This window comes from Agrobacterium sp. GD03872 (genome assembly GCF_029840625.1).
Taxonomy (GTDB): Bacteria; Pseudomonadota; Alphaproteobacteria; order Rhizobiales; family Rhizobiaceae; genus Agrobacterium; species Agrobacterium fabrum_A.
This window is the reverse complement of the sequence record NZ_JAOCCY010000028.1, coordinates 1-26,688: the sequence shown is the minus strand read 5'-3', so window position 1 is coordinate 26,688 and position 26,688 is coordinate 1. Positions and strand designations below refer to the sequence as shown.

At 57.3% G+C, this 26,688-nt stretch carries 21 protein-coding genes and 5 pseudogenes; 16 read left to right on the top strand and 10 right to left on the bottom strand.

The genetic code is table 11. The features are described from left to right. From N5D22_RS26650 to N5D22_RS26620, 7 genes and pseudogenes are all read left to right on the top strand, one after another. Window positions 1-921 (top strand): iron-siderophore ABC transporter substrate-binding protein (locus N5D22_RS26650; RefSeq protein WP_279703372.1); only part of this gene is annotated, 921 nt, incomplete at its 5' end. Further along, entirely contained in the window at window positions 918-1,946 is a 1,029-nt protein-coding gene (locus N5D22_RS26645; protein ID WP_279657623.1) for an iron ABC transporter permease, read from the top strand. The genes N5D22_RS26650 and N5D22_RS26645, both read left to right, overlap by 4 nt. Then, a complete protein-coding gene (locus N5D22_RS26640; protein ID WP_279657624.1) occupies window positions 1,943-2,929 on the top strand; it encodes an iron ABC transporter permease in 987 nt (328 codons plus the stop codon). The genes N5D22_RS26645 and N5D22_RS26640 overlap by 4 nt, the downstream gene beginning before the upstream one ends. Further along, entirely contained in the window at window positions 2,916-3,713 is a 798-nt protein-coding gene (locus tag N5D22_RS26635) for an ABC transporter ATP-binding protein (protein WP_279657625.1), read from the top strand. Before N5D22_RS26640 ends, N5D22_RS26635 begins: the two co-directional genes overlap by 14 nt. Before the next feature lie 296 nt (window positions 3,714-4,009). Continuing rightward, a complete protein-coding gene (locus tag N5D22_RS26630; RefSeq protein WP_279657626.1) occupies window positions 4,010-4,561 on the top strand; it encodes an RNA polymerase sigma factor in 552 nt (183 codons plus the stop codon). A 58-nt stretch (window positions 4,562-4,619) separates the two neighbouring features. After that, a complete protein-coding gene (locus N5D22_RS26625) occupies window positions 4,620-5,573 on the top strand; it encodes a FecR family protein (RefSeq protein WP_279657627.1) in 954 nt (317 codons plus the stop codon). Window positions 5,574-5,603: 30 nt separating this feature from the next. Further along, window positions 5,604-5,885, top strand: a pseudogene (locus N5D22_RS26620) (pirin family protein); the annotation flags it as partial. 110 nt (window positions 5,886-5,995) lie between these two features. Here N5D22_RS26620 and N5D22_RS26615 read toward each other — a convergent pair. From N5D22_RS26615 to N5D22_RS26605, 3 genes and pseudogenes are all read right to left on the bottom strand, one after another. Continuing rightward, the gene (locus tag N5D22_RS26615; RefSeq protein WP_279657628.1) at window positions 5,996-6,697 is read right to left on the bottom strand and encodes a L,D-transpeptidase; all 702 of its coding nucleotides are present in this window, start codon (window positions 6,695-6,697) and stop codon (window positions 5,996-5,998) included. A gap of 339 nt (window positions 6,698-7,036) precedes the next feature. Further along, window positions 7,037-7,582: pseudogene (locus N5D22_RS26610) on the bottom strand (aldolase/citrate lyase family protein); the annotation flags it as partial. A 457-nt stretch (window positions 7,583-8,039) separates the two neighbouring features. Then, on the bottom strand, window positions 8,040-8,486 hold the full coding sequence (locus N5D22_RS26605) for a DUF2721 domain-containing protein (protein ID WP_279657629.1): 447 nt from the start codon (window positions 8,484-8,486) through the stop codon (window positions 8,040-8,042). 356 nt (window positions 8,487-8,842) lie between these two features. Here N5D22_RS26605 and N5D22_RS26600 point away from each other — a divergent pair, with 356 nt between their 5' ends. Together N5D22_RS26600 and N5D22_RS26595 are read left to right on the top strand one after the other, a co-directional pair. Further along, entirely contained in the window at window positions 8,843-10,756 is a 1,914-nt protein-coding gene (locus N5D22_RS26600) for a mechanosensitive ion channel family protein (RefSeq protein ID WP_279657630.1), read from the top strand. A 72-nt stretch (window positions 10,757-10,828) separates the two neighbouring features. Then, complete coding sequence (locus N5D22_RS26595) at window positions 10,829-12,037, top strand: alpha/beta hydrolase (RefSeq protein ID WP_279657631.1); 1,209 nt, start codon at window positions 10,829-10,831, stop codon at window positions 12,035-12,037. Window positions 12,038-12,082: 45 nt separating this feature from the next. Here N5D22_RS26595 and N5D22_RS26590 read toward each other — a convergent pair. From N5D22_RS26590 to N5D22_RS26580, 3 genes and pseudogenes are all read right to left on the bottom strand, one after another. After that, window positions 12,083-12,611: pseudogene (locus tag N5D22_RS26590) on the bottom strand (hypothetical protein); the annotation flags it as partial. A 67-nt stretch (window positions 12,612-12,678) separates the two neighbouring features. Then, complete coding sequence (locus N5D22_RS26585; protein WP_279657632.1) at window positions 12,679-14,058, bottom strand: ATP-binding protein; 1,380 nt, start codon at window positions 14,056-14,058, stop codon at window positions 12,679-12,681. 23 nt (window positions 14,059-14,081) lie between these two features. Then, a complete protein-coding gene (locus tag N5D22_RS26580) occupies window positions 14,082-14,804 on the bottom strand; it encodes a response regulator (protein WP_279657633.1) in 723 nt (240 codons plus the stop codon). Between the two features lie 278 nt (window positions 14,805-15,082). Between N5D22_RS26580 and N5D22_RS26575 the strand changes: the two genes are divergently transcribed. The 3 genes from N5D22_RS26575 to N5D22_RS26565 are packed head-to-tail and all read left to right on the top strand — an operon-like array spanning window position 15,083 to window position 19,778. Then, on the top strand, window positions 15,083-16,333 hold the full coding sequence (locus tag N5D22_RS26575; RefSeq protein ID WP_279657634.1) for an efflux RND transporter periplasmic adaptor subunit: 1,251 nt from the start codon (window positions 15,083-15,085) through the stop codon (window positions 16,331-16,333). Window positions 16,334-16,343: 10 nt separating this feature from the next. Further along, complete coding sequence (locus N5D22_RS26570) at window positions 16,344-19,490, top strand: efflux RND transporter permease subunit (protein ID WP_279657635.1); 3,147 nt, start codon at window positions 16,344-16,346, stop codon at window positions 19,488-19,490. 33 nt (window positions 19,491-19,523) lie between these two features. Next, window positions 19,524-19,778: a hypothetical protein gene (locus N5D22_RS26565; RefSeq protein WP_279657636.1), complete on the top strand. Its 255-nt coding sequence runs from the start codon at window positions 19,524-19,526 to the stop codon at window positions 19,776-19,778. 431 nt (window positions 19,779-20,209) lie between these two features. Here N5D22_RS26565 and N5D22_RS27175 read toward each other — a convergent pair whose 3' ends face one another. Further along, window positions 20,210-20,335: a hypothetical protein gene (locus N5D22_RS27175; RefSeq protein ID WP_347881158.1), complete on the bottom strand. Its 126-nt coding sequence runs from the start codon at window positions 20,333-20,335 to the stop codon at window positions 20,210-20,212. Window positions 20,336-20,374: 39 nt separating this feature from the next. On the opposite strand from N5D22_RS27175, the pseudogene N5D22_RS26560 reads away from it, so the two are divergent. Continuing rightward, a pseudogene (locus tag N5D22_RS26560) lies at window positions 20,375-20,601 on the top strand (transposase); the annotation flags it as partial. A gap of 238 nt (window positions 20,602-20,839) precedes the next feature. Here the strand turns inward: N5D22_RS26560 and N5D22_RS26555 are convergent. From N5D22_RS26555 to N5D22_RS26545, 3 genes are all read right to left on the bottom strand, one after another. Next, entirely contained in the window at window positions 20,840-22,069 is a 1,230-nt protein-coding gene (locus N5D22_RS26555) for a biotin/lipoyl-binding protein (RefSeq protein ID WP_279657637.1), read from the bottom strand. Further along, window positions 22,066-22,527, bottom strand: a complete 462-nt coding sequence (locus N5D22_RS26550) for a hypothetical protein (RefSeq protein ID WP_279657638.1) — start codon at window positions 22,525-22,527, stop codon at window positions 22,066-22,068. The genes N5D22_RS26555 and N5D22_RS26550 overlap by 4 nt, the downstream gene beginning before the upstream one ends. 237 nt (window positions 22,528-22,764) lie before the next feature. After that, on the bottom strand, window positions 22,765-23,505 hold the full coding sequence (locus tag N5D22_RS26545) for an SH3 domain-containing protein (protein WP_279657639.1): 741 nt from the start codon (window positions 23,503-23,505) through the stop codon (window positions 22,765-22,767). 329 nt (window positions 23,506-23,834) lie between these two features. On the opposite strand from N5D22_RS26545, the gene N5D22_RS26540 reads away from it, so the two are divergent. From N5D22_RS26540 to N5D22_RS26530, 3 genes and pseudogenes are all read left to right on the top strand, one after another. After that, window positions 23,835-24,554 (top strand): response regulator transcription factor, encoded by a 720-nt coding sequence (locus N5D22_RS26540; RefSeq protein ID WP_279657641.1) that lies wholly within the window; start codon window positions 23,835-23,837, stop codon window positions 24,552-24,554. Between the two features lie 8 nt (window positions 24,555-24,562). Next, window positions 24,563-25,921 (top strand): ATP-binding protein, encoded by a 1,359-nt coding sequence (locus N5D22_RS26535; protein ID WP_279659068.1) that lies wholly within the window; start codon window positions 24,563-24,565, stop codon window positions 25,919-25,921. Between the two features lie 466 nt (window positions 25,922-26,387). Continuing rightward, window positions 26,388-26,688, top strand: a pseudogene (locus tag N5D22_RS26530) (hypothetical protein); the annotation flags it as partial.

Below are 26,688 nucleotides of genomic sequence, written 5' to 3'. Positions count from 1 at the left end.
GTCTTGCGCTTCTGTCTTGTCCTTCTCTTCCTGATCCTGCCCGCCTCCCTTGCCCACGCGGCCTGCCAGGGCAAGGAGATAACCGAAGGCGTTTATAACCCGCCCTTCTGCGTTCCGGCTGAAGTGAAGACGATCGTTACGCTCGATCCGCTGCTGACGCTCGGGCTCCTGATCGAACTTGAGGCTCCCGTCGTCGCCACACCCTATATGGCAATTCAGGATCCCGCCGTGCTTGAGGTCGTCAGGCAGGCGAAGATGATCGATCTGGGCAATCCGAGGGAGCCGAGCCTCGAGCGGATCGCGGCGCTGAAGCCCGACCTCATCATCGGCAGCACGGAAGGGCATTCGCCGATCTACGAGACCGCATCGAAGATCGCGCCGACCGTCCTCGTCAACCATATGGACTGGAAGAAATATCTCGGGCTGCTCTCCGAAATGACAGGACGCAAGGGCGCCGCGCAGGAGGCGCTCGCCGCCTACGAGAAGCGGGTGGCATCGATCCGCGCGAGAATGAAGGATGTGACTGTCTCGACCGTTCGTTTCGCTCCGGGCCGGTTCGTCGTCTTCCTGGACGGTCCTGCCGCCTATGCGCCGTTTGCGGTGCTGCGCGAAGCCGGGGTAAAGCGCACGGCCTATGAGACGGTGATCGACGACACCATCGTCAAGCGGCCGGATTGGGAAGAACTGGCCAATCTCGATGGCAACATCCTCCTTTATGTATCCGCCAGCGGCTTCGAAAGCGGTCCGGACGATGCGCTTGAGCAGGAGGTCATCGGCAATCCGCTCTGGCAGCTTCTGCCCGCCGTACGCAACGGGCGGGCCCACCGTGTCGATCGCATCGCCTGGCAGAGCTTCCATGGTATCGCTTCCGCAAACCGGATACTGGATGACATAGAGCGTTATGTTCTGGCGGATCGATGAACCGCAGACCATCCGGACGTTTTGTCGGCGCCGATAGCGGCAAGGTCCTCACCCTTGCCGCACTGCTATGCCTGCTTGCCGCCGTGTCGCTTCTTGCCGTGGCGCTCGGCACCGTGCTCATACCTGCATCCGCCATTCTGGATGCGATCTTCCGGTTTGACGGATCGCGGAACCACCTCCTCGTCGTGGCGGTTCGCCTGCCGCGTGTCATCGCAGCCCTTCTGGCCGGCAGCGCGCTTGCCGTCTCGGGGGCGATCATGCAGGCCGTCACCAACAACCCCCTCGCCTCGCCCGGCCTGCTCGGCATTAATGCGGGTGCTGCCTTCGCCGTCGTCTCCATCATGACTTTTTTCGGCGCAGGCGTCGGCGATATCTACATCTGGTTCGCCTTTGCGGGTGCGGGTATCGCAGCGTTTGCCGTTGCTTTGCTTTCCTCATTCGGCCCCAGCCGTCATTCGCCCGTCGGGCTCATTATTGCCGGTGCGGTTGTCGCCACCTTCCTCACGTCGCTCACCAGCGCCGTGCTGATCTTCGATCAAAGCACCCTCGATGCCGTGCGCATGTGGACGGCGGGCTCGGTAACGGGCAGAACCATGGCGCAGGCAGCAGCCGTCGCGCCCTATATTGCCTTTGGCCTCTTCGTGTCCCTTTTCCTTGGCAGGCATTTGACGACGCTGAGCCTCGGCGCGGACGCCGCCCGCTCGGTCGGGCAAAATACGGCCCTCTGGCGCGGAGCGGCGATCGTCACTGTCATCCTGCTCGCCGGCGGCGCAGTGGCGCTTGCGGGGCCGATCGGCTTTGTCGGCCTCGTCGTCCCGCATATCGTCCGGATGGCTGTCAGTGTCGACTATCGCTGGATCATCCCGTTTTCGGCGCTCGGAGGCGCGCTGCTCGTGGTCGGGGCTGATATGGCCGGGCGCATGGTCTTCGGCAGCCAGAACTTTCCCGTGGGTGTGACGATCGCGCTTGTCGGCGCACCGTTTTTCCTGTGGCTTGCACGCAACCGGATGAGAGGCGAAACATGATCCGCCTTTTGCTTGCGCTCACCGCGTTGCTCGTCATTTTCGTCCTGGCAAGCCTCGCATTGGGTGACATTTCTTTGTCCTGGCCCGCTCTGTTCGATGTCTTTGCCGGCGGGTCGGCGGCCAATCCGCAGGATGCGGTCATCGTCTTCGATCTGCGTCTGCCGCGCGTGCTGCTTTCCATCCTTGTCGGAGTGGCCCTCGCGACCGCAGGCACCATATCGCTCGCCATCATGCGCAATCCGCTTGCCGAACCCGGAGTGCTCGGCATTAACAGCGGCGCGGCCGCAGCCGTCATGGCCGTCATCGTTCTCATGCGGGATCCGCCTGTGGCGCTGCTTCAGGCCGCCGGTTTCGGAGGCGCCGTGCTGATGGCGGCGGCGGTCTATCTCCTTGCCTGGCGGGGGGGAACCTCGCCGCTTCGCATTATCCTGATCGGCATCGGGCTCAGCGCGCTCGCCACCGCCGGCACGACTTTCCTCTCCGCCTTCGGTGAGATCGGTGACGTCCAGCGGGCGATGGTCTGGCTTGCGGGAAGCGTGTACGACGCCAGCATGACCAAGGTGCGGCTTCTTGCCTTGTGGCTCGTCCTTCCCGCAGCACTCGCGTGGATGGCCTCACGCGAACTCGATCTCATCCGCTTCGGCGATAACTCGGCAAAAAGCCTCGGCCAGCCGGTCGATCGCATTCGCGGCCTGATGATCGTGCTCGTCACGATCATCTCCGGCGCGGCCGTTGCCGTCTCCGGCCTGATCGGCTTCGTTGGCCTCGTCGCACCGCATATCGCCCGCAGCCTCGTCGGGGCGTCTCACGCCCGCATTTTCCCCGTCGCAGCTCTTGTCGGCGCGTGCCTCGTCGTCGCTGCCGATCTTCTTGGGCGCACCGTCATTGCGCCTGCGCAGCTACCCGCGGGGATCGTTACCGGGCTCGTGGGAGCTCCTTTTTTCGCATATCTTCTCTGGGGACGCCGCCATGATCGTGGATGAGCCAAAGGCCGCCAAAAAGCTGGCAGGAGAGGCCATTACGCTGGCCTATGACCGCCGCCCCGTCGTCGAAAATCTCGACCTCGTCATTCCGGGCAGCCGCTTCACGGCTCTTATCGGCCCCAACGGCAGCGGCAAGTCCAGCATCCTGCGCAGCCTTGCCGGCCTGATGACGCCGCTTCGGGGAGCCATCCTGCTCGACGGCCGAAACATCACGACGCTGTCGACCAGGCATATGGCGCGCCGGGTTGGCGTGCTCCTGCAGGGGCCTGTCGCGCCGGAAGGCCTGACGGTCCGCGATCTCGTCCGCCAGGGCCGTTATCCGCACCGTTCCCTTTTCGGCCGCTGGTCGGCCGAGGACGAGGCGGCCGTCAACGAGGCGCTTGTGCTGGCGGGCATGGACACGCTTGGTGATCGCCCGCTTGACAGCCTTTCCGGCGGCCAGCGCCAGCGGGCATGGATCGCCATGACGCTTGCGCAGCAAAGCGAGGTGATCCTGCTCGATGAACCCACGACCTATCTCGATCTCGAGCACCAGATTGAACTCATGCATCTGGTAACACGGCTGGTCAGCGGCCATGGCAAGACCGTTGTCGCGGTGCTGCACGATATCAACCAGGCCGCCCGCTATGCCGAACACATCATCATTCTCAAGAACGGGAAAATCACCGCCGCCGGCCGGCCGGCGGACGTGATCTCGGCAGATACGATCGAGACCGTCTTCAACGTCAAGACAGTGGTGATCCGCGATCCGGTCGCCGGAACCCCACTCTGCATCCCGCTTTAGGCGGCATGGCTTGCGTCTGTTCTACAGTTACAAAATTATCACACCAGCTGCCTTTTCGAACGATGCCGGAGACGAGGATCCGCCCTCCCGCCGGAACATTCCAGAGTGAAATCCGCAATAAAATCAGACATAAAGATGAGTATTTGTATCATCTTTAAAGCCTGTCGTAAGTTCAACGTTCGAACCGTTCTAACCTGTTGTACTTGCATGCAATCTTTGAAGCCGGTAGCGCTTTTACCATTGGCACCCGAGAGACAAGCGCACGGGTAGGCCCGGTTATTGCGAATTGAGCACCGATGTCGAACCCTTCATCTTCTCCGCCCTCCTGGGACATTCCCGACAGCAACGACCTGCTGAACCGGGCAATGGAGATTTATTACCACGACATCACGGCTGCGGTTCACCGCAGGGGGCATCCACGCTCCACGGCGCGGGATGTGGTGCATGATCTTTATGTCAGGCTCGCTGCAAAACCCGATATCCTGCGAGACAAGCGATCGGTGAAGGCTTTCCTCTGCCGCGCGGCGATCAATCTCGGCATCGACAGGATGCGGCGGGAGACCATGGAGTCGCGGCTGTTTTCCGGTTCCGAGCACGAAGCGATGGCTGTGGCGAGCGCAGGTCCGGCGCCCGATCATGCGCTGGAGATCGAAGCGCGCATCGCAATCCTCCGTCAGGCGATCACCGAACTGCCGACGCGCCGACGCGTCGTCTTCATCCTGCACCGGCTGCACCACCTCACGCCGGATGAGATTTCGGCAAAACTCGGCATTTCCAGAAACATGGTGGACAGGCACCTGCGCCACGCCTTCGCCCACTGCCTCGACCGGCTGTTTCTGATCGGCTAAACCTCCCAAATCGGCGATGCCAAACGTCTATCAGACAAGGAAGCTGCTGGAGACGCCAATGCGTGAGAACGAAGCGATGAACGCTCAGCGAAAACGTAACCGCGAGGCTGCGGACTGGTTGCTCCGTAACGACGATCCTCAGCAATCGGCCGAAGACAGGGCGCGCTTCACGGACTGGCTCGACGATCCGGAAAACTGTCGCACCTATGGCGCCGCCGAGCGACTGATGGGCGATGCGCGCAAGGCGATCCAGTCAGACCCGAAGCTCGCCGGCATGAAAGCCACGCCGCATAACCTTGCCAAACCCGTTGCAACCACCGTCGTGCTTTTCGCCATGGCAACCGCAACCTTTTTCCTCCTCGACGGCCCGATGCGCCTTCAGGCGGACGTCATCGCCGGGACCGACGAGATGCCGGTCATCGATCTTGAGGACGGTTCCAGGGTTCAGCTCAACGCCTCCTCGGCGATCGCCATCGATTTCACACCGAACCGACGAATGGTCCGCCTTCTGCGGGGGCAGGCCTATTTCGAAGTCGCCCATGCGCCGGAACGACCCTTCAGCGTCGAAGCCGGAACCACACGCGTGACGGCACTCGGTACTGCCTTCGACGTCCGTTACGGCGAGACCGACACGGAGGTTACCGTAACCGAAAACGCGGTCCTCGTTGAACCGGACGACAACAGATCCTTTTCTCAGCGCGTCCGGCAGGGGGAACAGGCGACCTACGATCGCGTGAAGGACGAAACAAGCGTCCAGCCGGTCGACAGTCTCGTCGCACTCGCCTGGAAGCGGGGCCAGATTGCCGTCGACAATGCGCCGCTTTCTTATGTGGTCGAAGAGATGAACCGCCACTTCAGCGGCAGAATCGTCATCGCCGGAAAATCGCTCGCCGCCAGACGCGTGAGTGGAACCATCGCAATCGCCGACACCGACGCCGCCCTTTCATTCGTCAGGGAAGCCCTCGGCGTGAAAGCGACAAGGCTTGGTCCGCTTATCGTCATACGCAACTGACACACCGGTACGCCTGGTCGCGCAGCGCAGATGGGCGAACATATCAGCCCCTTTTTGCATCTTGATTATGCCGGGTCTGAACAGTTCGCTCCCACATTAACCCCGCGCGGCGTTGGCAGCCATCCCCATCGCGGTTTTGAAACGGTGACCATCGTCTATCAGGGCGAGGTTGAACACCGCGATTCCACCGGGAGCGGAAGCCTTATTGGTCCAGGTGACGTACAATGGATGGCCGCCGCAGTCCGCATCATCTCTGGAAACTATTCCGGACATGCCAGACCAACCCGCACCTTCACGCCGATCGAGCTATGGTATCACCACGGCATCCGTGCCGCAGGGCCCCAATGGCCCGCTCATCCCGCGGCAGGCAGCTGCCGCCTTCTGCGAGTGCGCTCTCTCCATCACACCAATCTCGCATGGTGCTAGCCTTGCACCACAATCTTTGCATCAGGAGAAACCCGTTCGTACAGATCCATGATGTCCTGATTCAGGAGCCGGATGCACCCGGCCGAAACGGCCTTGCCAATTGAACCTGGATCATTTGTCCCGTGGACGCGGTAATAGGTGTCCTTGCCATCCTTGTGCATATAAAGCGCCCGCGCGCCCATGGGGTTCCACGGACCGCCATCGACACCATCCTTGTTGGGCCCGTAATGCGCAGGATTTCGCTTGACCATGTCAGGTGTAGGAATCCAGCGCGGCCAGGCGGCTTTTCTGGCTATCACCGCTTCCCCACCGTCAAATGCACGTGCGACCGGTCCGACACCAACGGCATAACGAATTGCCTTTCCGCCCGGCCGAACCAGGTAGAGAAAGCGTTCCTTCTGATCGACGATGATGGTGCCGGGCTTCTCCTCCGTTGTGTAGTTCACGACTTGCCTGACGTATTCAGGATTCATCTTTTCGACATTGACACCGGGAATTTTGAACCCGGCGTCGATCTTCTCCGCATACATTTGCGTCGGGTCAGAACCGACCGGCTTTGATGTTTCCCCGGCGGGGCGTTCCTTCATCGGGCGCGGTGAAGGCAAAGGACCGCTATCCGGCGTGCTTGCGCAGGCAGAAAGAAGAAGGACCAATGTGATGGCTGCCGGTGGACGGAAGGAGAAAGACGTACGAATCATGGAGGTTTGCCTGGCAAGGTTGGGGTTTTTCCAGACTTCGCTGAGGCTTTCACCTTAAGGCTGGCTTAAGATACCTGCCGGTCCATCCGCCATGGCCTGGCAATGCCAGAACGACCGTGAAACCTTTCGCCGATTTGCGGAACCCGAACTCCCATCGAGCTTGTTCATCGCCATGTCAACGATTGCCAGGCCCAGTCCGCTGCCATCGACAATAGGGGCGACTGTCCACGCTGGAAGCGTTTGCCGACCTCGCCCCGGTCGCCCGGATAAATTCCCGGTCCCTCGTCCGTCACCAACGGTCCATCTGCAGCATCTCCTTTGCTATTCAGCCTGATGCCGTCAGTAAACCTTCGCCTCGCCAACCCCTTTTGCCGCCTCTGCTGTCTTGAAATCGGCAAGCAGCTTGCTCGTCGCATTGGCGAAAAGCGTCACATCGTTGCCGATTGCGACGAAGGTCGCTCCCAGTTCGACGTAACGTTTCGCCAACGCCAGATCGCCGGTCAGGATGCCAGCCGCCTTGCCATGCGCCTGAATGCGCTTCAGAGCCTTTTCAACTTCCGCCTGCACATCCGGCGCGCCGGGCTTGCCAAGGAAACCCATATCCGCCGCAAGATCGGCCGGACCGATAAACACGCCATCGACGCCGTCGGTGGACGCGATTTCGTCCAGTTTCTCCAGACCGGCCCTGCTCTCGATCTGAAGCAGCAGGCAAACCTCATCATTCGCCGTCTGCAAATAATCGGGAATACGATTGAACCGGGAGGCGCGCGCCAGCGCGGCGCCGACGCCCCGCACGCCGTGGGGCGGATAACGAACGGCTTTCACCAAGGCCTGCGCCTCATCGCCACTTTCGACCATGGGCACCAGCAATGTCTGGGCTCCGACCATACCGTCGGTGCAACAACCCGGGCGAAGTTGCACATGGACGCGCCTGACCATGGGGATTTCGGAGGTAAAGACCGGGAGGCTGAAGGCGGGGGGCATGAGAGCCGTCGAGTCGATCGTCAACTCCGCCTTCTATTACATTCGCTGATTGGCTGATGCCGCGACGAAGCAGCCTTTCCTGAACATGTGGGCCATGTTGGGCATTAGTGATTTCTGATGTGTTTTCTGCGAACGCCAAAAGCCCGCCGGATTTCTCCGGGCGGGCTTTGTGCATGTGCAGGAATTGGTTGCGGGGGCCTGAGTACACAGAGACTTGTGACCGAAAGCGGACTTCGACAATACAACGACCTTCTGAGGCGGAATGGTTACCTGCGTTTGGCTGCCTTGGAAATAAACTAGAGCTGACATTATGAGGTAACTGAGCTGCAGGTCTTCAAACAGGATCGACCAATCAGTTCTACTCGGAGCTATATTTTTTCATTCTTATCTGTCGCAGCATATTTCTCCCAGCTATCAAAACTTCGATCATGAAAGCTAAGAGCGACCCCATGAGACATAGAAGGGATCCGCCAAAAAACCAGAAGAGATTATCTTCGCGAAGCCAGATGCCAAGAGCGCCAGCCAGCAGATTTAAAATTGACGCGCTCGTACAAATGGCAGCAAGAACGCCAAACAATACGGCAATTTCGAGCGCAAGAATTCTGCGCTGGAGATAAGAAATTTGAACCGGAACTATGGCGGCTTGGCCGCCCGTATCCGTCAGATCGTTCAGCCGGTCTGAAACTCGTCCCAGCCGCATAGTGTAAATGCTCACGAACCCTGCCGTGCCCGCAAGGAGAAAAACCGGAGCAAGGGATGTCTGCACAACTGATGCAAGTTCCCCTACAATTGGCGATGCTTCCATTTAATCCTCATTTAATCCTCATTCGGCAGTACTAAACTGCAGCCGATATATACCACTTATGCGTAAAATGCATCGAGCATTGCGGGGTTTCGGTGGAACACATCTTAGCGACAGCTTGACGTCAGCAGGTGGTCACTGACGCTACACGGCCGGGATAGATCAGTAGTTTTTCCCGCAACCTCTGGTAAATGGAAACTTCGTATTCACCCTGTTGTCGCTACCGGATAAATCTGAGGCGCTCACCTCAACGAACTGCTTGATTACCCATCACATTGAGATACGAAGGAGGTACGTCGGAGATCGATAAGTGTCTTGCCGGCAACGAGGCTTAACTAGCTGAGAAAGAGGACCTGTACATGAGATTGATCGGCGCTCTGCTGATGCTCCTCCTGATACCTGCGTTATCATACGCACAGGCTGAAACACGACCCGCGAAAGTCGATGATCTTGTACGCCTACTTCAGGACCCCGAGGTCAGGAGCTGGATCGAACGCGCGCCGTCGGCTTTGCCCGAGAGTGAGGTTTCAGTCGTCGACATTAGCCGTTGGCAACAATTGTCGCGCGACCGGATTCGCGGTGTGTTTTCTGCTATTCCCAGCATTCCATCAGAGATGGCCGCTGCCGCTGCCCGGACAAGACAAGACGCGATATCGAACGGCGGAGCACCTGTCTTCCTGGTCCTGTTTGGACTCGCTGTTGTTGGATTAGTTGCAGAGCATCTCTATATGCGGACCCGCCAACGCAGCGCCGACCTGATTGAGCGCCTGCTCGCGACTGGCGTTTTCTCAGTCACGATGGCCATCGGTTTCTTCGCCTTCGAATGGCCACCCCTCGCGGGCAACACGCTTTTCTCAGCCATTGTAGCGATCGTTGTCTACCGGCTCCTTGCTGCTGGTCTCGCTTCTGCAAACTTACAGCCGAGAATACGATTTAGGATCAAGCTGTTTTTGGGAGTGCTGATTGCCGCGGCTACGATGGCATCTCTGGGGCAACCATTATCAATTCCACCTCAGACATCGGCTGCCGTCTCACTCTGCTTTTCGATCGTCCTTCTGGTCATTGCCGTCGAGGGAGTGTTGTCTACTTCCGCGAAAAGTTTACGCGTCCGCTATGCAGTCTGTATAGCTCTGCTCGCCGGATGGTGCCTTTGGTTCGTCGGCTTGAAGGGCCTTTTCTGGCTGCTAATGTACGCTCTGGTATTGCCGCACGTACTGCGGCTGGTCGGCCGATCCACGGAAGGTTTGGTCGATGCAAAACCTTTTAGCGCGAAGCGCGTCCTGATCGTCCGAGGAAGCCGCGCAGTTGTGATTGTTCTTGCGATGGCTTGGCTTGCGCTGGTCTGGCGGCTTGATCCAAACTCCCTCGTACACATCAACCCGGCCATCACGGCGGTGAGCTATGGCCTTCTGAAAAGTGTGGTTATCCTGCTTTTGGCGGATCTCGCCTGGCATCTTGCTCGCTCGTGGATTGACAGAAGTCTCTCCGAGAGTCCTGCGGACGAGGCGGATCCCATGCATCTCGCTCGGCAGTCACGACTGCGCACGCTTCTGCCGATATTCAGGAACATGCTTGCCGTCGTCGTCGCTGTGATAGCGGGCTTGATCGTACTTTCAGAGCTCGGCGTCGAAATCGGTCCCCTTGTGGCGGGTGCAGGTATATTCGGGGTTGCTTTGGGTTTTGGCTCGCAGACCCTCGTCAAGGACGTGATCAGCGGCGTGTTCTACATGTTCGACGATGCATTCCGGGTTGGCGAGTACATCCAGTCGAAGAGCTACAAGGGAACCGTGGAAGGCTTCAGCATCCGCTCGGTGCGGCTGCGCCACCATCGTGGACCCGTCTTCACAATTCCTTTTGGCGAACTCGGCGCGGTTCAGAACATGAGCCGCGACTGGGGAGTCGTGAAGTTTCGGATTTCGCTTGGCTTTGGGACCGACGTGGAAAAGGTTCGCAAGATCACGAAGAAGCTTGGGGCCGCGCTGATGGAAAATCCGGAATTCGCGCCGCTCTTCATCGAACCATTGAAGATGAAAGGCATCGAGGAATTTGGAGACTACGGCATGCAGGTGAGTTTCGGGATGACGCTACGCCCCTCACCCATGCAATCTTTCATCCGTCGCCGTGCCAATTTCCTGCTTAGGGAAGCCTTCAAGGAGAATGGCATCGATTTCGCAACTCCCTCTGTACAAGTCGGAGGCGACGAAAAGTCCGCCGCCGCGGCCACCGCTGTAATTGCCCATCAGGCCAAGGTAGTGCCGGTTCCAGAAAGCTAAGCGCCGCCAAGTGCGCAAGGCACTTATCTAAAATGCATGCCGAAATACGCAACTCACGGTGCTGGAGGGAAAATGAGAAAAAAAGCATGGATCGCCGTCGTCGTACCCTTGGTTGGGTGCGGCCATGCCGTCGGAGTGATGTCGCCTGTCGCTTTGAATGTGACTGAACAGAAGGCCACGGTTGTGAACATGCTTGTCGCAACAACGCGTCAGCCTTCCGGTGATCCGGCCACCCTCTTCAACGGTGAACGCAGCTCCCGTCCCTACATGACTGACGTTGCCGTATCGATTCCTGCGAAGCGCGAGGCAGGCACCGTTCAGTGGCCAAAGAAACTTCCACCAAACCCCGCGACAGATTTCGCCGTCACCCGCGTCCAGCCAATAGACACGCTGCCGCAAAGCCGTTCATGGTTCAAGACCCACATTGAGGGCGGACACGCTCTCGTCTTCATCCATGGCTTCAACAATACCTACGAAGACTCGGTTTTTCGGCTTGCGCAGATCGTCCACGATAGCGGCATGAAGGCGACACCGATCCTTTTCACTTGGCCGTCGAGGGCGAGCGTGTTTGGCTATCAGTACGATAAGGAAAGCACGAACTACTCCCGTTCAGCTTTGGAAGAGTCGCTACGGGTTCTGACCAGCAACCCCGACGTCAAGGACATCACCATTCTCGCGCATTCCATGGGCACGTGGCTGACGATGGAATCTCTTAGACAGATGGGAATTCGCGATGGACAGGTCTCCAGCAAGATTCATAATGTTATTCTTGCTTCGCCGGACATCGATATCCAGGTATTCGCCAAGCAGTATGTCGAGATGGGTGGACCCAAGCCGAAGTTCACAATCTTCGTTTCTCAAGACGACAAGGCGTTGGCGTTATCGAGCTTCCTGACCGGTAACGTCGCGCGTCTTGGCGGCATTGATCCCACCGTAGAACCATACAGGTCAAAGCTCGAACAAGCGGGCATCACCGCTATTGATCTTACGAAGGTGGAAAGCAACGACCGCCTGAACCATGGCAAATTCGCTGAAAGCCCGCAGATCGTACAACTTATCGGCCAACATCTGATGACGGGCCAACCGTTGACGGATTCGAATATATCGCTTGGCGAAGGTATTGCGGCCGTAGTTGGTGGAACGGTCAGAACTGTCGGAAGTGCCACAGGAGCAGTGGTAAGCGCGCCGATCAGAATTGTAGAACAGCCAACCAAACCGAAAGCCGGGGACATTGGAGCATCGCTTCAGATTGATCCGTCATCCAAACCGTTGACGCATTAAAATACGAGGTGACAAAGCCGTTTCGGTCACGAGAACGGGCTCAGGTCAGGGCCATTGGCCGAGGACTGTCCAGACGATCCAAACCGCTACGGTGGCGACGTGAAATGGATTTTTTGCGGAGCGCCCTTGCGCGCCGGTGGCGTAGTTCCGGACGCCCTGTGCGCCACGATCTGGCTTCCCGCCGCCACACGATCGACCGAGGCGACGTCGTCATGGATGAGATGCTGGAACCTGCTCCAGGTCACCCAGCGTTTTTTCGGATCCGGCGCGATGGCCGCCGCCAATCCAGAAGCGCATCCGCCTCCGGATTGGCGTAGTTGGCCGCGTTGGAAAAGGGCAGCCCGATCTTGAAATTCCTGCTCCAGTAAGCGCGCTGGATGCCGAGCGACGGATCGAAAGTGTTGGAAAGGGATTCCACCACCAGATCAAAGGCGCGGTCCGTGTATACCGTCTTCAGATAGGTCGGCAGGTCGTATTTGCGGATTTTGACGGCGATGCCTATCTTTTCAAGCTGGCTGCGAAGGATATCGGCAAAGCCGGGCGTCAGATAGGAATTATAGGTCAACCGCACCGGATTGACCTCGATGCCGTTGATAATTCCGCCTGCGTGCCGTTTCGAGCCGGATTTGAAGGCAGAAACGTCACGCAACCGGCAGGACAACGACCGCCCGCAGACCCGGATTATTTGGTAACAGCACGATGTCCCCGCCATGATGCCGCGCTATCGCTCTGGCGATTGATAGGCCAAGGCCGACACCTCCGGTCTCGCGATTCCTCGATGTCTCTATACGATAAAATGGTGTGAATACCTGTTCGAACTCATCTACAGGAATTCCCGGCCCGTCATCATCAATCATGATTTCTATCGCATGAGGAAACTTGTTGACCTTCACGGAAGCCTTGCCCGCGTATCTCAGCGCGTTCTCTATCAGGTTGCGAAGAGCACGCTTGAGGTTATCTGGCCGACAGCGGTAGCTGATCCGCTCGCTCTCCTGGAATTCAACCTCATGGCCCAATTCGGCAAGATCCTCGCACAGGCTTCCGAGCAGGGCGGCAATGTCAACCTTGCGTGTCTCCTCGGCGGCCGCCTCACTTTTGGCAAAGGACAGCGTTGCTTCCGTCATGGCCTGCATCTCGTCGACAGTCGCAAGAATCTTGCCTTGCAACTCCGGATCACTGACATACTCTGCGCGAAGGCGAAGGGTAGTTAGCGGGGTGCGCAGATCATGCCCGATAGCAGCCATCATCTTCGTGCGATCATCGACAAAACGGCGCAGTCTGAGCTGCATTCCATCAAAGGCTTCATAAAGTTGCCGGATATCTTCAGGCGCATGCGGGGGAGACAACTGGACTGCCTCACCGCGGCCCATTGCCTCTGCCGACAGGGCGAGACGGCGCAAGGGGCGGGCAATCTGGCGGGCGACGACCGTGGCGATAATGCTGAGAATAACCGCTGTTATACTTATCGAAAGCAGCGATTGTGCGAAGGCGGGTTGCAATGGCTTGTAGTAGGCTGCGTTGAGCCATGTCTTGTCATTCAGTACCTGAACAATACCCATGCCATCCTGCCCGGAAAAGTGAAGGAAGCGCGCGTTTGCGGTATCAGGTTCGGACAGGAGGGGTTGCCATTCAGAAACATCGGGATTGCCCAGTCTGATTGCGCCCGGACCACCGCCGGACCGCACGTCAGATCGATTTAGACCTTGCGACCGGATCAAGTCTTCAAAGGGCAGCCGCAGATAAGATTGCGCAGTTTCGTACCACGCTCGCGTGTCGTTTGCCGGGTCGTGATCAGACAACCAGAAGCGCACATGGCTCATTGAACTTGCCAATACAAGATTCTGGCGCATATCGGGTGAGACTGCGGCAAGAGCGCTCGACAGCGCACTCGTACGAGCAATGAATTCGCTCTCTATCGTCTGCCGGATTGCAGCTTCGCGCTGCCACGACGAGACGAAAAAGGTGATCGTTTGCCCAACGAGAAGTGCACCCAGAATGAAAACGATGAACTGGCCCGCCAAGCTCCTCCTCCACCACGGCACCTTCATTGCACGTTCACCTCCACGGAAAGGCTGTAACCCCCGCCCCAGTGAGTTTGGATGATGATCGGGTTCTTCGGATCCGGTTCTATTTTCTTGCGCAACCGGCTGACCTGGTTGTCGATGCTGCGGTCGAAGGGATCTGCGCTGCGCCCGACCGTCATGTCCAACAATTCGTCGCGCGTCAGCACCGAATGCGGATGATCAAGGAAAACCTTCAGCAGGCGGAACTCCGCCGTGCTCAACGCAACGCCCAATCCATCGCTGGATTGAAGCTCGCGGCGGCGAACATGGAGCCGCCATCCATGGAAATCAATGATCTGATTCTTCGGGACTTCCTTTGGCGCTGAAACGTTCAACGCGGTCCGGCGCAGAACAGCCCTGACACGGGCGAGCAGTTCGCGCGGGTTGAACGGCTTGACCAGATAGTCGTCGGCCCCAAGCTCCAGCCCGATAATCCGATCGGTATCGTCGGCCATGGCGGTTAAAAAAATGACTGGAAGCTGGCTGCTGCCTCGAAGCTGCCGGCAGACCGAAAGACCGTCTTCACCCGGCATCATGATATCCAGAATGATCAGGTCGGCCGAACTGCGCTCGAGAACCTTTCGTAAGGTATCCCCACCCTCCGCGACGCTGACACGAAAGCCATGCTGAGACAGGTAAGCGCCTACCAAGTCGCGAATTTCGCGATGATCATCAACGACGACAATATGGGGTTCGTTGCTCATTCCCGGGCCTGGTTGGTCGTTGGGAGCCCGAGCATATCGCTGCCGCGAACCCAAGGCACTCAAAAAATTGTAATAAAGTGTCCCAAATTTGCTGCACGGCAACAAACGGCGAGAGAAGATACAAAATAATACAGACTTGGTCCTCTACGGCACATGTCTGCGACAAAGGGCAGCTAGCTTGGTTGCCGATGACCCCTCCCGGGACTTTGGCTGGATCGGCCGGCGTTTTTCAGAAAGCTGATCGTTGCCAAAAAATACCGTCTAAACAAGGATTTCAGATGACCGTGCGACGTGTTCCCATACGTTTTGCCGCAGGCGTTGTGATGATGGCCGCCCTCGTAAGCTGCAGCGATGAACAGACTGCCGAGCCCAGACGTGCTCCCGCCAAGGTGCAGGTCGGCGCTCAAACGCTTCGCCCGCAAAGCGTGACGCTGACGACACAATTGCCGGGTCGAACAAGTGCTCATGTGGTTTCAGAGGTGCGTCCTCGTGTTGGCGGTATTGTACGGACCCGGAATTTCGAAGAAGGTACCAACGTCAACGCTGGTGACATTCTTTACGAACTGGATCCGGCCCCCTTTGAGGCCGCCTACAGGAACGCCGAGGCAGCTCTTCAGCGCGCGAACGGCGCCATTCCGAGCGCCGAGGCGCGTCTCAAGCGATATATGAGCCTGACCACCCGAAACGCCGTCAGCCAGCAGGATCTAGACGAAGCGCAAACTACCATGCTGCAGGCGGAGGCCGACGTTGCCGCAGCGTCAGCTGCGCTGGAAACAGCACGCATCAATCTGGAATACACCAAGATCCGCGCGCCGATCGACGGTCGCATCGACGCGTCGAGCGTGACGCCGGGCGCGCTCGTCACTGCCGATCAGGCAGCGGCACTTGCCACGATCCGGCAACTTGCCACCATCAATGTCGATGTCGTCCAATCAAGCGCAAATTTGCTGCGCGTAAAGAAGGCGATTGCGGAAAACAGCATCAGGGCGAATGGCGATTACGTCACCGTTGAACTCTTGATGGAAGACGGATCGCGCTATCCCCATCCCGGCAAGCTGCAGTTCTCAGAATCGTCGGTCTCGACGACCGCCGGCACCGTCTCCATTCGCGCCCTCTTTCCCAACCCTGACGGACTGCTGATGCCAGGCATGTACGTTCGGGCGATTGTCGAAGAAGGGGTTCGCGAAAACGGCTTCCTCCTGCCGCAGCGTGCCGTGTCGAGAAATCCAAGGGGCGAGGCGATTGCGAAATTTGTCAATGCCGAGAGCAAGATCGAGGAGCGGATACTCGCCATCGATCGTAGCATCGGCAACAACTGGCTCGTCAACGGTGGCATCGAAAGTGGCGATCGGCTGGTAGTGGACGGTTTTCAGCGCGCACAGACCGGCCAGGACGTCCAGGTGACGGCGGTACGGATCGACGACGCGACAGGTGAAGCCGTTGCCGTGATGGAGGGGGGAGAGCCGGCAGCCGGGCAGGCGAACAGTAGCAACTCCTCATCCGGTCTTTCCCTCGTCACCTCACGCTAGGACTTCAAAGATGTCGCGCTTCTTCATCGATCGGCCGATTTTTGCCTGGGTGCTTGCAATTGTCGTGATGCTTGCCGGTGCCCTATCGATCACCACGCTGTCAATTTCCCAATATCCTCAGATCGCCCCAACCACGGTTCGCATCACGGCAAACTATCCCGGCGCCGATGCTGAAACTGTCGAAAACTCGGTCACCAAGGTGATCGAGCAAGGCATGACCGCCATCGACAACCTTGACTACATCACATCCAACTCGACTGCGACTGGTCAGGCATCCATCACTCTTACGTTTACCAATGCAGCGGATGCCGACGTCGCCCAGATGCAGGTGCAAAACAACCTGCAGCTCGTTGAAGCACGCTTGCCGCAGGTCGTGCGAAACACCGGCATCACGGTTTCAAAGTCGACATCCAGCTTCTTCATGATTGCGTCCTTCGTTTCGACAGATGGAAGTCAAACGGGAGACGACCTTGCCGATTTCATTGATACGTCGCTCAACGACACCTTGCGGCGCGTGCCGGGGGTTGGAGATACGCAAATCTTCGGCTCCCGCTATGCCATGCGCATCTGGGTCGATCCCGATAAACTGGCAAAGTATCAGCTAATCGTCAGCGATGTCACCAACGCGATCGAGGCACAGAATACGCAGGTCTCGGCGGGACAGCTGGGTGCGCTCCCGCAAAAAACGGGACAACAGCTCAATGCCAGCATAACAGCCGGCAGCCGTTTGCAGACCAAGGAGGAATTCGAAGCGATTATCCTCAAAAGCGAGAATGACGGAGCGCTTGTTCAGCTGAAAGATATCGCGACTGTCGAACTTGGCGCCGAGAGCTACACCAGAACCGGCGTCTACAACGGAAAATCTGCGGCCGGCATCGGCTTCAACCTGACCACAGACGCAAATGCCATCGATACTGCCGATGCCATCCGCGCGGCGATCGAACGCGAAAGGGGCAGTTTTCCGGCCAATGTCGAGGTCGAGTATCCCTACGATACGACACCATTCGTGCGGCTTTCGATCGAAGGCGTCATCCAGACGCTCATCGAGGCCGTCATTCTTGTCTTCCTGGTCATGTTTCTCTTTCTCCAGAACCTGAGGGCGACTTTGATCCCGACACTTGCCGTGCCCGTGGTTCTCCTGGGAACCTTCGGCGTGCTGGCCCTTTTCGGTTATTCGATCAACACATTGACAATGTTCGGCATGGTGCTCGCCATCGGCCTCCTGGTGGATGATGCCATCGTCGTCGTCGAAAATGTCGAACGCGTCATGGAAGAGGAGGGTTTGGGACCGCGCGAGGCAACCATCAAGTCGATGGGGGAAATCAGCGGCGCGCTCGTCGGTATTACGACGGTGCTGTCCGCGGTGTTCGTTCCGATGGCCTTCTTCTCAGGCTCCGTCGGCGTGATCTACCGCCAGTTCTCCATCACAATCGTCACGGCGATGATCCTGTCGGTACTGGTGGCGCTTGTGCTCACGCCGGCGCTCTGCGCGACAATCCTGCGCAAGCCGAAACATCACACTCAGAAGCCTGCCTTCTTTAGATGGTTCAACCGCAATTTCGAGCGCGGAACACAGTTTTATCGACGTGGCGTCAACGTCATGATCAAACGCATGGCGATTTCGATAATGCTGTTTTTCACCTTGGTGGCAGGCATCGTCGCCCTCTTGGACAGGCTGCCAACGGCATTTCTACCGCAGGAGGATCAGGGCCGCGTGATCGCAACGATCCAGCTTCCTGCAGGTGCGACGGCCGATAGAACCCGCCGTGTGCTTGATACGGTGATCCAGCACTTCCTCACGGAAGAAAAAGACTACGTCAACGGCGTGTTTGGTTCTGTCGGCTTCAATTTCAGCGGCCAGGGCCAGAATGTCGCCCTGGCCTTCATCTCGCTCAAGGATTTCGATCAGAGAACAACGCCGGAGTCCACGGCGCAGGCAATCGTCGGGCGCGCCATGAGAGCCTTCGGACCCATCCGCGATGCCCGTGTGGTGGCGCTCAATCCTCCTCCCATTCCGGGCTTTGGCAATTCGGCCGGCTTTGATTTCTTCATTCGCGACACTGAGGGTGCTGGCCATGACGCGCTGATGGCGGCACGAAACCAACTGCTTGGTCTTGCTGGTCAGAACGACCAGTTGACCGGTACACGTCCGAACGGCCAGGAAGATACGCCGCAATATTCTGTTTCCATCGACCGCGGACGTGCAAGCGCACTCGGCCTCAATCTCAGCGATATTGACGCAACACTGTCGACCGCCTGGGGCGGCACCTATGTCAACGATTTCATCGACCGCGGCCGCGTCAAGCGTGTTTACGTCCAGTCGCAGGCCGATTTCCGCATGCAGCCGGAAGATTTTGATCGTTGGTATGTGCGCAACAATCGGAACGAAATGGTGCCCTTCTCGGCTTTCGCAACCGGAAAATGGACGTACGGATCGCCTCGGCTGGAGCGATACAACGGGGCGTCGGCCGTCCAGATTCAGGGTGCCGGTGCGGACGGCACGAGTTCGGGCGAAGCCATGAGCGAGATAGAGCGGATGATGGAACAACTCCCGCCGGAGTTCACCCATGAATGGACGAGTCTCTCGGCACAGGAACGGCTGGCCGGCAATCAGGCAATCCAGCTTTACGCCATTTCCGTTTTCGTCGTCTTTCTTGCCCTGGCAGCGCTTTACGAAAGCTGGTCTGTCCCGCTTTCCGTCATGCTAGCCGTACCCGTCGGCATTTTCGGCGCCCTGGCGGCGGCAACGCTCTTCGAACAGGCGAACGATGTTTACTTCAAGGTCGGACTGCTGACGACCATCGGCCTTGCGGCGAAGAACGCCATCCTGATCGTCGAGTTTGCGATTGCGCAACAGCAGACCGGAAAGTCGCTGCTTGAGGCGACACTGGAGGCCTCGCGCCAACGCCTGCGGCCGATCCTGATGACGTCCTTCGCCTTCATTCTCGGCGTTCTGCCGCTGGCAATCGCAACGGGTGCTGGCTCCGGCAGCCAGAACTCGATCGGCATTGGTGTGATGGGCGGTATGATCTCCGCCACCTTCCTCGGAATATTCTTCATACCCGTTCTGTTCTTCGCTACCCGCCGGGTTTTCAAAGGAAAGTCGGAGCCTTCAGCCTCAACTGGACAGTCGGGCCTAGCGGCCCCGGCGGAATGACTGGCATCAACAATCGGCATGAAAGGAACGGAAATGTCTGAACAACGTAGTCCGGATTATGTTGACCGGTGTATCGATTACATCTCCAATCTTCCTCAGCGTTGCTTCGCCGACGCCGCGCTCGGGGCCGTCATCATTGGCGCTCTCCTCGCGTTCTCGCCCAACGAATACAGTACCGGAACAGAACATCGTGCATCGAAAAACGGCCACGACAAAATCTTGGCAATTCGAGATTCGCCTCAAGGCGATAGGGAAGGTCCGAAGCGGTGCCCGCTGATTATGGTGTGACACTGCCTTGGGCAAAACGCTCCAAACCGAACCAGAGTTGGTCGATTTCCTATATTGCCACATCTCCGCAATCGTGACTGGGTCGCGAGCGAGCATGATTTGTTTGGCCGTCTTGGATGAAGCCCTTGGCTGGCTGGATATTGTGCTTCAAGCGACATCTCGCCGGAGACGTAAAAGGAAACGGTATCGGGACCATCGCGTTCGATAATTGCCTTCAGCCGCCGTGTTGTTTCGCCGATCGCCCTGTCCATTGAAACCGAGAGCTGATCCTGGCTGCGAGCATGCCGCAAGTGAGCCTTGTTCACCCGACCAGAACCAGCGATTGCCTAGCGGCTTGTCGCCGGCAACCTTCACCACCTCATTGTCCGTGACCTCCTATCACGATGCCGCAGCCGGCACCACAATAGGGACAGGAGCCTTTGACGGTCCTGTTATCGAGCATCATAGGGTTCCAGCTCACACAGAATCCCGAACTCGAGCATTGCAGGGACGAAGTTTTCATTGTCGTGGCCGGGTCGCGTCAATTTGAGTGACATGAACCACTGAAGGTCCGTCAGTTTGTTCCACTAATCGCCCGTCGGCGGGATGACGCCTTCGACTTCTCCCGGCCTGGCAAGCCGACGGACAACACCTACATCGAGAGCTTTAATGGCAAGTTCCGTGCTGAGTGCCTGAACACCCACTGGTTCTTGAGCCTTAACGACGCGCGGGTAAAATTAGAGGATTGGCGTAGAGAGTATAACGAGTGCCGGCCACACAGCGCGATTGGCAAAAGGTGCCTATTTCGCTCATGAGCGGCTCATCGGCACCCCCGCCGAGCTGAGCCTTAACCCCGGAAAATTCCAGCTCCCGCTGGCCCAAAATCGGGGAGCACTTCGCAACGAATTCGCCATGAAAATGGCACTGGAAAAACAGGCTGCATAAAGCCAGATTGAAAACCAAAGACTCTCCCAAAGCCCGGAGGAAACTTGGGGCTCAGGTCACCAAACATGCACAGCTCCGAAAACATAATATGCCGCCAACGAGGGAAGTTGGCGGCATATCCAAGTCAGTCAAAGCTTTTAGTTGCCATTGAAGATAAGGGTCTTGAATGGAAGCAAAAGCGCTTTGTTGCGAAGGATCATGCCCTTCACGACGGCAGTTGCATCGAGAGCATGCAAAACCAAGCTTTTCACTGGGCCTACCTTGCCGGAGGCAATCAGGTCGTGGTTGCTCGAGTAGGCATTGGCCATGCATGAGCTACCCGGGCTAACACCGTCGAGACCGCCCTTATAGACAGGTTCGAGCAGGACTTGAACCGTTCCGGGCAGCATCGCCTGCTGTGGATCGATCAACTGTTCACCACCACGGAACTGACCTGCTGCAATGTGGTCCTGCTTGCCAGTCACTACCATTGGAATTACGGTCCATGGTTTAGAGATGCAAGTGGCCTCCGCCACCATGCCTACTTTGATCACTTGAGCTTCGATCTGGCCAAAACCTGCGACGAGCACCTCGCGCTGCGCAGTCGGAATAAGGACCCCTGCTGGTCGCAGAAGAGGATTCACGACATCGCCGACACGTAATGTAAATTGCTCCACCCTTCCATCGACTCCAGCGCGGATGATGGTCTTGTTCTTCTCAACCTCTGCCTGCACTAGAGCCTGCTCAGCGCTGGCCTTTTGGGCGGGAAGAAGGGTTGTGATCTTAGCTTCTGCAGCGTCTCGGGCGGCGGTAGCGGCAATAACAGCACCGCGGCGTCCGTCCACGATGTTCTCAAGCCGCACAATCTCGCGAGTAGCCACAGCGTCCGGATTACGACGGTTCAATCCCTGCTTTATGTCGAGTTCGTCGGCAGCCTGCTGTTCTGCACCACGGGCCTCTTGAATCTTGCCTTCCGCAGCAGCAACGTCAGACTTTGCAGCGATGATGGCCGCATCGACTTCGGCTACGGCACGTCTGGCCGCTTCCACCGCTGCGTCCTGCGTTGAACTGTCAAGCCTGAAGATCGGATCTCCAGCCTTCACCTCGCCGCTCAGGCCGAGATACACTTCGGCAACTCGTCCTGCCGCATCTGGAGCTATGGCGATTGTTCTGTAACGCATGGCCACGTTCGTCGTCGACGGATGACTATAGAAGATTGCTGTCAACATGGTCACGGTCAGCATCAAGCAGGTTACGATGCCCCACCTGAGCTCAAACCAGACAGAGTAAAGCGTGATCTCACGACCGATCCGCTTACCCTGAACGTAACGCCTGAACAGGTAGTCGGGGAAGATTGTCACAAGTGAGCAAAGAATGAGTTCGATCATGCGTTGCTCCTCGGAGGTAAGACTGTTGTTTCTGCCACGACTGGTGAGGAAGCAGTGACTTCTGTCGTCGGCACGATATTGTGCGACGTGTCATCATCCGCTTTGGTGTCCTGTGGGATCCCCGCAAGCTTCTCCAATGCGTGCGCCATCCGACCGAACGCCCCACCAAAGTCGGGAATGTCGATGAAGGCGAGTAGCAGGCCGATCACCCAAAAAAGGTGGATGTGGGTGAAGAGCGCGAGCAGCCCGAGGACAGCTACGATCTCGAACTGGAGCTTGTGTCCCTTGTGGGCCATCCTCTCGGGAAGAGTATGAATCCTAAGAAAAACAAGACCGAACGCCAGCACAGCGACGACCAGAATAATTGCCATGAAAACCATCGCCGTGTCTGTCTCGCCGGGAGCGGAAAAGAACCCAGGTAGGTGTTCTGGAGCTAAAGGATTGATGGTTACTTCCATCCACGGCCTCCGATAATTTTGGAGCTAATCAATGAGCCCCAATCTTGCTGAAATAGATGAAACATAGGTTACATGAAGTGTGCATAACTTAACCTACGCGCTTATTTTTTGTGCGACGCAAGGAGTGGTGGCGAGGCTTTTGTTGTCCCTGGGTGCCTGCTCCGATGATCCGCCATCTTGGACACGCGCTTGGCAAATAAGCCTGATCAGCCTTCTTGTTCCTGCGGATACAGTTGCTCAACGACGTTCGATAGAACCGTGACGGAATACAGTATTGCCTCGCGGGCCACGTGTGACGGAAGCGCCGCCGCATCGTTCGGGCCCGCAGCCACCGACTGCCGCACGGCCGCCGCCGTTCGGACCACGGGTCGCCGCCGCTGCCCCAACCTTACCATCGCTCGCGCCAACGGCCGCAACCCTACCAGAATGCGGTCCGCGTGTGACCGCTGCAGCGCCGCAGGCATTGCCGTTGCATCCGGCGGCCACCTTTCGGCTGGTATAGTGATGATATCGATCCCAATGACCATGCCAGTGCTTGGAATGGTAATGAGTGTTCCAGTAGGTGATGCTGAACGTAACGGTCGTGATACCGACGACGGGAACAATCGCTGCATTTAGAACTGTAGACCGGCCGTTGTACATGACATTGATGTAGCTTGCAGATACCCATCCGCGATCTCCGCCCCAGCCGATATCGCACCATGAACCGTTTGCGAGGCAACCGTGGATTGGAAACGAGCCGTTGGTCGGTAACACAGTCACAACAGGATACTGGGTACCCGGGCCCGCCCGCATATTAACCGATGTCATTGCAACGCCACCAGTAGCGGCAAGGGCTGTCGTAGCACTTGAAGCCGAAGCAGTTGCCGCTGCTATTGCAATAATCATCGCTGAGAGACCCGCTCTTCTTCCGCGAGGATCAGCACTGAACATTTGACGCAAGGAACTCTCAATTTTTGATTTGTGACGCTGGATCATCTTGCTTTCTCCTTTGGGTTGTTAAGCCCGAAGATACCCTTGCTTGTTTGTGCGGCTATTGCGGGTTTGTTGCAGATTGTTGCAGCGCACGTCATGTGCCCGATTGGCATGTACCTGCCTGCGGAGAGACTTCGATCGCAGCTATTGCGTTGCTGTGCAAAGCCCTGTGATTTCATTGAAATGATTGAAGGATCGCGTAGAGTGATCTTCATCACAGGCAGTGGAACAATTGTGAACGGTTCGCCTATAAGCGCGAAGACGTTCGTTTCCAGGTTGCACGACGTTAAGGCAGAATGTAGCCGTGATATCTGATAGCCGGGGGGATAGTCATGGAAGAGCTAGCCAAAATTCTTGTCGTTGAAGACGACGCCGAAATCCGTGACCTCGTTGACGAGTTCCTAACAGGAGAAGGTTATCAGGTTCGCACGGCCGAGGATGCTGCGGCGGCGGATTCACTTGTCGAGCGCCGATGGCCCGATCTCATCGTTTTGGACGTTATGATGCCGCGGGAGGACGGGCTATCGTTCTGCCGTCGTATCCGATCCCGGTCTCAAGTGTCAATCATCATGGTAACAGCCAAGTCTGCCGAGATCGACCGTATCATCGGCCTTGAATTCGGTGCTGACGATTACATCGCCAAACCGTTCAATCCCCGCGAGCTTCTGGCGCGTATCCGGGCGGTGCTGAGGCGAACCAATGGAACGGCTGAACAGTCGGCGGCACACGCCCGTACCAAGCGATTTTCGGGACTTATCGTGGATCCCGAAGCCAGGACGATAACAACGCAGGATGGCCAGTCAGTACCTTTGACGACGACGGAGTTCGACCTTCTTGCTTGCTTTCTGGATAGGCCGAGACGTGTGCTGTCACGCGACCAATTGCTGGACTTTACCCGAGGGGCAGATACAGAGACCTATGATCGAGCAATTGATGTCGCAATTTCGCGGCTGAGGACAAAACTCTCTGCGGTTCTGCCTCCTGATACCCAAGTCATAACGACAGTCCGCAATACCGGATATCTTTTCAATCCGTCCGTGACCGACGGCTAGGCTGGCAAATGACCCACTTCGGAATCGTCGCGCGAATTGCCATGATCGTCACCGCCGCGATGGTCATCAGTCAGGTTGCAGTATTGTTATCCTACTTGTGGCAGATTGAACGATCGCCCCTGCCGCCATTCGCAGTTGCGAACCGCATCGCGGCCGTCGTTCGTCTCCTCGACAGGACGGCGGCAGAGGACATGACGGATGTTCTAGCGGTTGCAAGCGTCGAAGGGTTTCACGTTTCCGTACTGTCACACGTCCCCGCCACTTTCGAAGATCAGCCGAGTACGGCCCGGATGCGAGTAATGGTACAGCGCATCATCGATGGCTACTCCCCTGACCGACTTGTGCGAAGCGGGCAAGTCGATCCTGTCCGAGATGAGTCTGTTGCGGCGATAGACTTCGCTGTCGAGCTCGGTACAGGCGATGTTGCAATGTTCTCGATCTCGGATGACACGACGCTTCGACTTTTCAACATTCCACTCGGTTTTCTGGCTGGACTGTTCGGCATTGCGGTTGCGGTCATTGCCGTGCTGGCAGTTGCACGCGAGACACGCCCGCTGGCCAGACTATCGAAAAGTATCGATGAACTGGGCAACCGGATCCAGCCGATCGAAGTCAAGGAGGTTGGTGCACGAGAGTTACGAACACTGATCCGCGCGGTCAACAACATGCAGGAACGCATATTTGGTCTTGTCGGTAACAGGACGTTGTTACTGGGCGCGATTTCTCATGATCTCAAGACTTATCTCACTCGGTTTCGCCTTCGCCTTGAAATGATGCCGGAAAGCAAACATAGGGATCGCGCCGTGACAGATGTCGACGCGATGGAACAATTGCTTGATGATGCATTGCTGTTTGCCGGGGACGCTTACTCGAATGCCAAGATCGAAACTATTGATCTCAACATTATCGTCGATCACTGCGTTAGTGACACTAACATGCAGACTGGACTTGTTTCATTTGCAGCTACCAGTGTGCCTCTCGAAGTCTGCATTCCAGAACGTGCGCTACGCAGGGTAATAGACAATCTGATATCCAACGCCTTGCGATATGGTGAACATGCATCGATCACGACAGAAAAGAAGAATGGCGCTGCCTGTATCGTGATCGAGGATGACGGGCCAGGGATACCGCCATCCGATCTATCACTGGTGTTCGAACCCTTCTTCCGAGGAGAACCCTCGCGAAACCGCGCTCATGGGGGCTCGGGACTTGGGCTCTCGATTGTTCGGCAGATTCTGGATGCGTATGGCGGTACGATCACTCTCTCAAACCGCCCGGAAGCCCAAGGGCTCAGCGCCGCGGTTTGCCTCCCCTTGGCGAATGGACCAGAGGCGCATCACCACCTAAATCTGACGAGGGCCGGATAGCTCTGCAACATTCTGAAATATTCCTGCAATCAGGAGACCAACTTCAAAGGCCATCCTGTCTCCAGTTGAAACAGGAGTTCAGATATGGGCGATATTCATACCTGGTACGTGGAGCTTCTAAACATCGCGGCTATCGGCATATTGGTTGCACTGATAGTTTCGCTGAACATCTACTTAACGATGCAGTGCATTCGCGACATGTCATTTGCGAGAACGAAACCCATATTGAGTGGATCGACAGCTCAAATCGACACAAATCGTAAACATCATGGCAACTAAACCATGGTGAGGTAAATCGAAATGCTCGACGACCTCCAGAAGCAGCGTGAGGAACTTGAAGCCAATCTCGCAAGAACGACCCGAAAGAGAAAAGGGCCGCCAAGAACCTTCGTCGTTAATGCATCCATGTACGCGGCCGCCATCGGCGCAATCACAACAATGGCACGCACCGGTGCAAGCCAACACGATGACGTCCAGCGACATTTCAACTTCCTCAGGCGGGTTGGTTCAGAAGGTGGTAATTGCGCCCTCCCCTGATAACCGGCGCGCAGAGCTGACCATTCATGGCCGGTTGGCATCGATCCTCGCGTCGATGGCGGCGTTTCAGGAATATAGTGCCGGTTTGACAGAGCGGCATAGAAACGAGTTCGCCCGCCGGGTCAGGGCGGGTGAGTTCAGTAGTCAGTCGGAGAAGCTGGCATATCTTGAACGCTTCCGTGCTGTTCTCGCCGAGGCGGAGGCCGACTGGAAGCTGTTACAAGTTTCGG

Coding starts and splice junctions, on each gene's coding strand:
- N5D22_RS26645 (WP_279657623.1), top strand. CDS start 918: ATGAACCGCAGACCATCCGGACGTTTTGTCGGCGCCGATAGCGGCAAG.
- N5D22_RS26640 (WP_279657624.1), top strand. CDS start 1,943: ATGATCCGCCTTTTGCTTGCGCTCACCGCGTTGCTCGTCATTTTCGTC.
- N5D22_RS26635 (WP_279657625.1), top strand. CDS start 2,916: ATGATCGTGGATGAGCCAAAGGCCGCCAAAAAGCTGGCAGGAGAGGCC.
- N5D22_RS26630 (WP_279657626.1), top strand. CDS start 4,010: ATGTCGAACCCTTCATCTTCTCCGCCCTCCTGGGACATTCCCGACAGC.
- N5D22_RS26625 (WP_279657627.1), top strand. CDS start 4,620: ATGCGTGAGAACGAAGCGATGAACGCTCAGCGAAAACGTAACCGCGAG.
- N5D22_RS26615 (WP_279657628.1), bottom strand. CDS start 6,697: ATGATTCGTACGTCTTTCTCCTTCCGTCCACCGGCAGCCATCACATTG.
- N5D22_RS26605 (WP_279657629.1), bottom strand. CDS start 8,486: ATGGAAGCATCGCCAATTGTAGGGGAACTTGCATCAGTTGTGCAGACA.
- N5D22_RS26600 (WP_279657630.1), top strand. CDS start 8,843: ATGAGATTGATCGGCGCTCTGCTGATGCTCCTCCTGATACCTGCGTTA.
- N5D22_RS26595 (WP_279657631.1), top strand. CDS start 10,829: ATGAGAAAAAAAGCATGGATCGCCGTCGTCGTACCCTTGGTTGGGTGC.
- N5D22_RS26580 (WP_279657633.1), bottom strand. CDS start 14,804: ATGAGCAACGAACCCCATATTGTCGTCGTTGATGATCATCGCGAAATT.
- N5D22_RS26575 (WP_279657634.1), top strand. CDS start 15,083: ATGACCGTGCGACGTGTTCCCATACGTTTTGCCGCAGGCGTTGTGATG.
- N5D22_RS26570 (WP_279657635.1), top strand. CDS start 16,344: ATGTCGCGCTTCTTCATCGATCGGCCGATTTTTGCCTGGGTGCTTGCA.
- N5D22_RS26565 (WP_279657636.1), top strand. CDS start 19,524: ATGTCTGAACAACGTAGTCCGGATTATGTTGACCGGTGTATCGATTAC.
- N5D22_RS26555 (WP_279657637.1), bottom strand. CDS start 22,069: ATGATCGAACTCATTCTTTGCTCACTTGTGACAATCTTCCCCGACTAC.
- N5D22_RS26550 (WP_279657638.1), bottom strand. CDS start 22,527: ATGGAAGTAACCATCAATCCTTTAGCTCCAGAACACCTACCTGGGTTC.
- N5D22_RS26545 (WP_279657639.1), bottom strand. CDS start 23,505: ATGATCCAGCGTCACAAATCAAAAATTGAGAGTTCCTTGCGTCAAATG.
- N5D22_RS26540 (WP_279657641.1), top strand. CDS start 23,835: ATGGAAGAGCTAGCCAAAATTCTTGTCGTTGAAGACGACGCCGAAATC.
- N5D22_RS26535 (WP_279659068.1), top strand. CDS start 24,563: ATGACCCACTTCGGAATCGTCGCGCGAATTGCCATGATCGTCACCGCC.